This is a genomic window from Blautia sp. ZXY-1-B12, assembly GCF_056339915.1.
The window spans coordinates 1-3056 of record NZ_JBWJVP010000053.1 but is presented as its reverse complement, the minus strand read 5'-3'; the positions used below and the strand labels follow the sequence as shown (position 1 = coordinate 3056).

Genomic DNA, 3056 nt, shown 5'->3' with positions numbered 1-3056 from the left:
CAGCAGTATGACAGAGAAGAAATTGAAGTTCAGTTAAAGACAGAATTTGTAAGTGCTCTTCAGCCTGCATTTGCAAAAATCTCAGAACTTCAGATCCGTCCAAGTGCCATTCCGGGACATGTTCTGGAATTATGCGATGCCATGAATGAAGCCCTTACGAAAAAATGGCAGCAGACCAGAGGTCTTGCGGTTGTTTCCATTGCCATGAATCCTGTGACTCTTCCGGAAGAGGATGCACAGCTTATCAAAGATGCACAGAAGAATGCCATTCTCAGAGATCCGACTATGGCAGCAGCGACACTTGCCGGTGCTCAGGCAGATGCAATGAAATCAGCAGCCTCCAACACTGCAGGTGCTATGACCGGATTTATGGGAATGGGCATGGCAGGCCAGGCAGGTGGAGCGAATATGCAGAATCTCTATCAGATGGGGGCACAGCAGCAGGCAGCACAGCAACAGGCAGCACAGAATATGCAGCCGGCATCCGGGGCAGGAACATGGAAATGTGAATGTGGTGCAGAGAATACAGGAAAATTCTGCTCTGAATGTGGTAAACCGAAACCGCAGCGGGAAGAGTGGATATGCAGCTGCGGCGCAGTAAATACCGGTAAATTCTGTTCTGAATGCGGAAGCCCAAGACCGACCGGAAAGTGGACATGTAGCTGTGGTGCGGTAAATACAGGAAAGTTCTGTGCAGAATGTGGAAAGCCAAGACAGTAAAATACAGCAGGGGGAGAAATGTCTATGTCTGATCTGAGAGAATATAAATGCCCTGCCTGTGGCGGTGCAATAGAATTTGACAGTAAGTCCCAGAAAATGAAGTGTCCATACTGTGATACAGAATTTGAACTTGAGACATTAAAAGAACTGGATGCGCAGATGGAGCGTGAAGCCGGACAGCAGGATGATCTGTCAGGATGGCAGACAGATGCCGGTGGAGAATGGCAGGAAGGTGAGACAGATGGAATGAATGTCTATACCTGTCAGTCCTGTGGTGGTGAGATTATCGCAGATGAGAATACAGGAGCATCAAATTGTCCGTATTGTGGAAATCCCGTAATTATGACAGAGAAGTTTAAAGGTGCATTAAGGCCGGATTCTGGTGATTCCGTTCAAATTGGATAAGAAAGCGGCAAAAGAAGCATATTACAGGCATATTAAGGGAAGAACATTTTTGCCAAAAGCATTTCGCAGGGAAAATCATATTGATGAGATTAAGGGGCTGTATGTTCCGTTCTGGCTTTTTGACGGGGATGTTGATGCTGATGTGCGTTATAAGGCGACAAAGGTAAGAATGTGGAGTGACCATGATTATGATTATACGGAGACCAGCTACTATTCTGTGGAGCGAAGCGGAGAGATGACATTCGTTTCTGTACCTGTAGATGGATCAGAAAAGATGGCAGATGATTTGATGGAATCCATTGAACCATTTAAAATTTCAGAGTCTGTGGATTTTCAGACCGCATATCTTTCAGGATATCTGGCAGATAAGTATGATGTCAGTGAAAAAGAGAGCATCAACAGGGCACATGACCGTATGAAAAAGAGCGCAGAGGAAGTACTGGCAGATACAGTGAAGGGTTATGCTTCTGTTGTTCCCGAAAATACAAACGTAAATATTTCAGGCGGAAAAGCACAGTATGCACTGTATCCGGTATGGATTCTGAATACAACATGGAAAGATAAGAAATATATATTTGCAATGAACGGACAAACCGGAAAAATGACAGGAGACCTTCCGATTGACAGGGGAATTTATTTGAAATGGCTTGCCGGACTGACCGCTGTATTTACGGTTGTTTTGTGCCTTGCCGGACTGCTGATTTTTTAGGGGAGGACGAAAGATATGCTGAAGAAAAAGATCATACCTGTATTTCTGGCCTCTGTCCTTACTGTATCAGGTACAACAGGATTTGTGACGGAAGCATTTTCAGAAAATGTTTATGCGGCAGAAGAAGTGCATACAGAAAGGCTGGCAGATTTTGCAGATCTGTTAGATGATGGGCAGGAAGAAGAACTGGAGGCGAAACTGGATCAGGTCAGCGAGGACTACGGCTGTGATGTTGTGGTTGTCACAGAGGAGGCTCTGGATGGTGCAGTTCCGCAGGATTATGCAGATGATTTCTTTGATTATAATGACTATGGCATGGGAGAGGACAAGAGTGGTATATTGTTTTTGATAACCATGTCAGAACGTAAGTGGTGTATCTCCACACATGGAGAGGCTATTCAGATTTTTACTGATGCAGGACAGGAATATATGACGGATAACTTTGTGTCATATTTATCCGATGGTGAGTATTATGAGGGCTTTATGAAGTTTGCTGATCTGTGCGAAGAATTTATCATTCAGGCACAGAGCGGAGAACCGTACGATGTAGAAAATCTGCCGGAGGAAACCATCCCTTTTTATATGATATTTCTCATTTCGCTTGTGGTCGGATTTGTGATCGCGCTGATCGTAACCGGAGTAATGAGAAGCCGGATGAAGACTGTACATATGAAGCCGGATGCAGCAGATTATATGAAAGACGGAAGTCTTCATATTAACAGAAGCCGGGATATATTTCTGTATCATCAGGTCACACGTACGGCGAAGCCGAAGGAAGAGAGTTCCGGTGGCGGTGGAAGCAGTACCCATACAAGTTCTTCGGGTGAGACGCATGGGGGTTCCAGTGGATCATTTTAACTGACTGGCATGACATATAAAAATCCTGATCTTTTATATTATTTTATGGGATAACCATAAAATGACAGGAAAGATTGGGATTTTATTTTGCGCAAAATTACGGATACCGGTTGCAAGACATCAGAGAATATGATACAGTACAAGGTGGTTTGTTTTGTGTAGAGACAGTTGTCCGGCAAAAAGAAAATAAACTGCGAAGCGGATTGCAAATATCCGCCTGACGATAACAGATTTCTGCACAAAAGAATTATAAAATGAAATAAAAAACAGAAATAATGGAGAGGACATGAAAAAATACGTTGATAATTTTATGCAATACCGGTTTCTTTTGTCAGAACTGGTAAAAAAAGGGATTAAGCTGAAA

1 protein-coding gene and 2 pseudogenes are annotated in these 3056 nt (G+C 43.6%); all 3 read left to right on the top strand.

From position 1 onward, the window contains the following. Nucleotides 1-720: pseudogene (locus AC075L_RS04205) on the top strand (SPFH domain-containing protein); the annotation flags it as partial. A 24-nt stretch (nt 721-744) separates the two neighbouring features. Continuing rightward, nucleotides 745-1834, top strand: a pseudogene (locus AC075L_RS04200) (TFIIB-type zinc ribbon-containing protein). Nucleotides 1835-1849: 15 nt separating this feature from the next. After that, nucleotides 1850-2692, top strand: a complete 843-nt coding sequence (locus AC075L_RS04195) for a TPM domain-containing protein (protein ID WP_476387175.1) — start codon at nt 1850-1852, stop codon at nt 2690-2692. Nucleotides 2693-3056: the final 364 nt, after the last annotated feature.

Excerpts from the sequence above, each read along its gene's own strand:
- AC075L_RS04195 (WP_476387175.1), top strand. The coding sequence starts at position 1,850 with ATGCTGAAGAAAAAGATCATACCTGTATTTCTGGCCTCTGTCCTTACT.